Genomic DNA, 5364 nt, shown 5'->3' with positions numbered 1-5364 from the left:
TATCGAAAGAGCTCTGCTCTTGCCCGTTGCATTCCTCTGCTTTCTGCTCGCCGCAGAGGCGGCGGCAGGCCTCACCTGGCGCGGGGCGCCAGTGACCGTCACCATCGTTGCCCGCTACTAGCGAGGCATAAGGCTCGCAATAGCCGCATCGAACTCCTCGATGCAAATCTGCCATCGCGACCTAGCCATCGATTTTCTTGGTCGGGGCAGCTGGATTCGAACCAACGACCTGCAGTACCCAAAACTGCCGCGCTACCAGGCTGCGCTATACCCCGAAGGTCCAAGGTGACGACGTCGATACACGCTTACGGCGCTGCCAGCAAGGCGCCGGCGCCGTTTCAGTGGCCATTGAACAGCGGATGCGCCACGCGGTCGCCGGGCTCGATGCCGTATTTTTTTGCGGTGCCAGCGATCACCTCCAGCACCCCCTTCGCCAGCCCGCCCGAGGAGATGATCGCGGTGGATAGCGGCTCGGTGTTTTCGGCGATCCGCAGGATCCGGCCGTCGGCCCGGATGAAAATCATGTCGAGCGAAATGAAGGTATTCTTCATCCACATCGACACCTCCTGCGGCGGCGAGAAATCGAACAGCATGCCGCGCCCGTCCGGCAACTCCTTGCGATACATCAGCCCGGTGGTCTTCTCTTCCTCGGTGGTCGCCATCTCGACCGAGAAGACCTGCACGCCTGATTTAGTGGCGATCTCCAGCGGTTGAAGGCTCGCCGCCCGCGCGCCAGCGCCGACGATCAAGCAAAACGCGACCACTGCCGTCACGGGAAGCCAAAACCGGCTACGCAGACGATGCCGGGCTACAACTCGATAACATCTCATGGACAATGCTTACCCAAAGCGAGGGAAAGTTTTTACCCGGACGACCCTAGCCCAGGGATCGTGACAATTAAACGGTAATTAGTGCCGCTGAGAGCCCATCACAACGACACGACCATTCGCCAAATGGCATTCGGCAAGCGATGCTGTCGGGGATCAGTTGGCGCGCTCAGTGCGACGACAGTCCGGGCGAACCGGTCTCGGGCTGAATTTCAGCGGCCATCATGCCCTTGGAACCCGGCCCGAACCGCACCAGCACGTACTGGCCGGGACGCAGCTCGGTCATCCCGAACCGGCGCAGCGTTTCCATATGCACGAAGATATCCGGCGTCCCCTCGCCACAGGTGAGGAAGCCGAATCCTCGTAGCCGGTTGAACCATTTGACCTGGGCCCGCTCCAGACCGCTGGTCGGCGTGACGCTGACATGGGTCCGCGGCGGTAACATTTGCGCCGGATGAATCGCGGTCGATTCGTCCATCGATAGAATCCGGAACGCCTGATAGCCCTTGGCGCGCTGCACGCACTCGCAGACCAGCCGCGCCCCTTCGTAGGCGGTTTGATAGCCGTCACGCCTAAGCACGGTAACATGCAGAAGCACATCAGGCCAACCATTGTCGGGCACGATGAAGCCATAGCCCTTTGATGCGTCGAACCATTTGATGACGCCGCTGATTTCGACAAGGTTGGCGGCACTATCACCGAGCCCGGAAAGCGCATCGATGGCCTGATCGCGTCCCGTGCCGCCCGAAAAATCACCAGTCCCAAGCCTGTTCGGTCCGGGCCCGCCTTGCGGGCCGCCGAGCTTCTTGGACTCAAATCCGTCCGACCCCATGACTCCGGACCTCACACATCATCTATGGCCCGCCATCCGATAGGATGGCGCCGAATCAGGCGACCATCCATAAAGAACCATGATGACGCCACGCGAATCTCTCTGGTCGAAAGATAACACTCCCGTTTGCTGCGCATAGATAAAAAAACAATTTTACCGGGAACTGTGAACAGATTGCGCAACCGCGAATCACTTCCCGATGGTCAATTGCCCACAAATGGCCCAAGTGTCTCCCCGATATCGTGCCTAATTACCAGATCGGCAATATCATCCTGCTCGGTAGGCTCGTTGTTGATGATGACCAGCCGGGCGCCGCAGTTTTTCGCCAGCAGCGGAAACCCGGCGGCCGGCCAGACTACCAGCGACGATCCGATCGCCAGGAACAGGTCGCAATGCCGGGCCAGTTCGGTGGCGCGGTGCATCGCATCTTCCGGCATCGCTTGCCCGAACGATATGGTGGCGGTCTTGACCGGTCGGTCGCAGGCGGTGCAGTCGGGCGCACCGCCAGTCGCCTCGAAGATGTGCTTGACCCAGCCGAGGTCGAAGGATTTTCCGCAGCCGATGCAGCGGGCATAAGTGGTATTGCCGTGGAGCTCGACGACGTGCTCGGCCGCAAACCCCGACAGCTGATGCAGATTGTCAATGTTCTGGGTGACGATGGCCGGGATTTTTCCGGCCTTGTAGAGCGAGGCGAGCGCGCGGTGGCCGCGCCCAGGCCGCGCCGCGGCGAATATCGGCTCCATGGCAAAGCGCCGCCGCCAGGCCTCGTCTCTGGCGTCCCGGCTGGCGACGAATTCATCGAACGGGATCGGGCGGTTGCGGGTCCACAATCCGCCGGGAGAGCGGAAATCGGGGATACCGCACTCCGTCGAAATGCCTGCGCCCGTAAAGGGGATAATGGTGGATGCCGCGGCGATCATGTCGCCAAGCTGCTCCACACCGCTACGAAGATCGGAAACTATCATCGACACAATCCGAGAATTTGGCCGCGCCGATGATAGCATAGCTATTTGGATTGCTACGACGGCCGCGGAGTCATCGGGTGGCCGCCGATCCTGCGCCCGTCATGCCGCCTCTGCGATGGGTTGGTTGCCTTGATGGCTGTTTCCTTCGTCGCTCTTGTCGTCGTCATTTTTCCTGGCGTCGTTCTTCTTGTCGTCGCTCTTTCTGGCCTTGGTGGCCGGCTGAGCGGCAGCCTGCGCTTTTTTCGCGGGCTTGCCGTATTGCGACAGCTTTTCCATCTCGGCCTCAAGCTCGGCCTGCCGCGCCGCGACTTTCTCCGCCAGTTTATCGGTAATGTTGTCGCGCAACGTGACGAGTTCTTCGATACTCAGTACATTCAGATCAATCTTTGCCATGTCACCCTCCTGTGGTGCATTGGCTACCGGGAAGCCTCGCGCGCCTCAAGCACGACAATGGTTTATCCACCACGAATGACGAGCACTGCCACCTTTCATCGACGCGCTCACCCATCACAGTGAGCGTCGGGCACGAATTAAAACCTAAAGGAGGTCCAGCGCGCCGAACCGCGCGGCGCGCGCGCCTCGTCACTGGCAACATGGCCGCGAGCCTGCACGGCTGCGGTTCGGCATGCGAAACGTGCACCGCGGTCCAGTTGACAGAAAAAAACCCGGCGACGCGCCGGGCTTTTCAAGTATTTGTTACCAGTGGCGCCAATAACGATGCCTGTAGTACGGACCGCCATAATAGGCGTAAGGCCCCCCGTAATAGGACGGCCCGTAGTAACGCGGACCGGCATATCCGTAATAGCCATAGCCCGGCCCATAATAGTAGGGCCCGTACGCGGCTGCGGCCCCCGCGGCAAGTGCGCCCGCCGCCAGACCGAAGGCCAGCCCGGGGCCGATGCCGCGCGCTTCGGCTGCCGCCGGCGCGATCACAGTTGTGGTGGCAAGCGCGGCAACCGTTGCCAGAACTGCCAGTGTTTTCTTCATGCGCATCTCCTCATAAAGTTGCCCGTGCCGATAACGCAGAACGTGTTTTATTGGTTGCAGTGGAACTGGGGCTTGTTGCGGCTCCCAGCGCTGCGCAAGCGTCGTGGCCGAGCCTGTCGCGTCGATCGCGGTTGACGATGCCCGGCTGTGCAGGCCTCAACCACGAGATGAGAGAACAGCGAAAAACAGAAAAAGGGCGGCTCGTTTGAGCCGCTCTTTGTGTTGATCGCACAAGGCGCGTTTATTGAACTGGCGCGTTTATTGACATGGATGTCGAAGTCCATCGTAGCCGAGATAGGTCCCGCTGGCGGGATCGAAGGACTTGTAGCGCTGGGCGCAATAAGCGGGATCGGCAGGATCGCCATTCGGCACCATCACATAGCCGGTGGCCCCGTCATTGTAATCATCGTTGTAGGCGTAGTCGTCGCCGTAATAGGAGGGGCCGTAGCCGTAGTAGCCACCATCGCCATAGCCGTAGCCCAGCGCGCTACCTGCCGCTAATCCGGCGGCGAAACCGACCCCCGGGCCGTAACCACGACCACCGCGGTATCCGCCCTGCGCGAACTGTCCGCCGCCCCGACCAGCGAAACCGCCGCCGTTCATCGCGCCACCCCTTCCGGGACCGATGCTGGCTTGAGCGCCGCGGAAACCGCCGCCGCCAATACCACCCGTGTGCATTGCTCCACCACCGGCATGCATGCCGCCACCGCCAAAGTGGCCGCCTCCGCCGCCGCGTCCGGCGGCCAAAGCCGGCGTTGCAATGGCCAGAGCGAGTGACAGGGCTGTCGCCCCCAAGATAGCGAGTTTCGACATTGTGATTCTCCATACAAAAAATGGAGAAGAATGCTTCTCCATAAAGACACGAAGCAAACATCTGCGGCACCAGATCGTTCCGGTATTCCCGGGCTTATTTGCATGGAATGGATGGAACTAACCTTGTTTGCGCCCAAAATCGGACAGAAACCTAACCAGGTATGGGGCGGGAGACTTTGGTGGTGGGCGAGCGATGGATTTGGCGACCCTGAAAGAACAGGCCGAGCGCTGCCGACGGCTCGCGCAGCAGGCCGACCCGTTCACCCAACAGCGGCTGCTCGATCTCGCTTCGCAATACGAGGCCCGAATAAAACTGCAGGAGCCGCAGCTTTCGGCGGCGAGCCGCATCCTTCGCGGAGGCAATTTCTAGGCGCTTGAACCGCTTCCGCTGGCGCCTTTGGCCTTTGAACCTTTTCCTGGCCGCCCCGACAGAAGGTCACTGGGGAATTGCGTATCCAGTGTTACGGCAGCGCCGCCGGGCGAACATATTACGCTCGAGCGGCGCTGCTGCTTTGCATCTATTGCGCGATCTGAAGACCTCCCTGTGAAGCAACTCGACCCCGCCGATTTTTGCTGGCCCCGCTTGGGGCGAGGCTTTCGTCTCGTTCGCGAACAGCGCGCGAACTGCCCGCGAGCGATCTGCACGCCACCCCCTGCCCTATCCGCCGTTTAGCTGCTATTGGATGCTCCGGAAACCAACGGCAACTTCTGCAATATTTCGAGGGAGACAAGAAACATGCGTTATCTCCACACCATGCTGCGTGTGCGTAATCTCGATACCGCGCTGCAATTCTACCAGGACGCGCTGGGCTTGAAGGAAGCCCGCCGCATCGACAACGACAAGGCAAAATTCACGCTGGTGTTCCTGTGCGCGCCCGAAGACGAGGGCCTGCTGAAAGCTTCAAAGGGCCGCGGCGCGCCGCTGGTCGAGCTCACCTAT

The 5364-nt window shown here is 60.8% G+C and carries 8 protein-coding genes and 1 tRNA gene; 2 read left to right on the top strand and 7 right to left on the bottom strand.

Annotated elements, in window-relative coordinates:
- Positions 1-198: 198 nt before the first annotated feature.
- The 7 genes from ABSG20_RS29000 to ABSG20_RS28970 form a co-directional block, all read right to left on the bottom strand.
- Positions 199-275: transfer RNA gene (locus ABSG20_RS29000), tRNA-Pro, on the bottom strand.
- Between the two features lie 63 nt (positions 276-338).
- Positions 339-764, bottom strand: coding sequence for a DUF192 domain-containing protein (locus ABSG20_RS28995; RefSeq protein WP_423867895.1), 426 nt, complete (start codon positions 762-764; stop codon positions 339-341).
- A 232-nt stretch (positions 765-996) separates the two neighbouring features.
- Positions 997-1659: a cold-shock protein gene (locus ABSG20_RS28990; protein ID WP_423867894.1), complete on the bottom strand. Its 663-nt coding sequence runs from the start codon at positions 1657-1659 to the stop codon at positions 997-999.
- Positions 1660-1862: 203 nt separating this feature from the next.
- Positions 1863-2624 (bottom strand): SIR2 family NAD-dependent protein deacylase, encoded by a 762-nt coding sequence (locus ABSG20_RS28985; protein WP_423867893.1) that lies wholly within the window; start codon positions 2622-2624, stop codon positions 1863-1865.
- A gap of 99 nt (positions 2625-2723) precedes the next feature.
- Positions 2724-3017 (bottom strand): hypothetical protein, encoded by a 294-nt coding sequence (locus ABSG20_RS28980; protein WP_423867892.1) that lies wholly within the window; start codon positions 3015-3017, stop codon positions 2724-2726.
- Positions 3018-3320: 303 nt separating this feature from the next.
- A complete protein-coding gene (locus ABSG20_RS28975) occupies positions 3321-3611 on the bottom strand; it encodes a hypothetical protein (RefSeq protein WP_423867891.1) in 291 nt (96 codons plus the stop codon).
- A 258-nt stretch (positions 3612-3869) separates the two neighbouring features.
- Positions 3870-4424 (bottom strand): BA14K family protein, encoded by a 555-nt coding sequence (locus ABSG20_RS28970; RefSeq protein ID WP_423867890.1) that lies wholly within the window; start codon positions 4422-4424, stop codon positions 3870-3872.
- A 193-nt stretch (positions 4425-4617) separates the two neighbouring features.
- On the opposite strand from ABSG20_RS28970, the gene ABSG20_RS28965 reads away from it, so the two are divergent.
- Complete coding sequence (locus tag ABSG20_RS28965; RefSeq protein WP_423867889.1) at positions 4618-4794, top strand: hypothetical protein; 177 nt, start codon at positions 4618-4620, stop codon at positions 4792-4794.
- 366 nt (positions 4795-5160) lie between these two features.
- The coding region (locus ABSG20_RS28960) for a VOC family protein (RefSeq protein ID WP_423867888.1) at positions 5161-5364 on the top strand (204 nt) is incomplete at its 3' end.

This window comes from Bradyrhizobium sp. (genome assembly GCF_049512235.1).
Classification (GTDB): domain Bacteria; phylum Pseudomonadota; class Alphaproteobacteria; order Rhizobiales; family Xanthobacteraceae; genus Bradyrhizobium.
The sequence above is the reverse complement of the archived record's forward strand: the minus strand, read 5'-3'. Positions and strand labels throughout refer to the sequence as shown.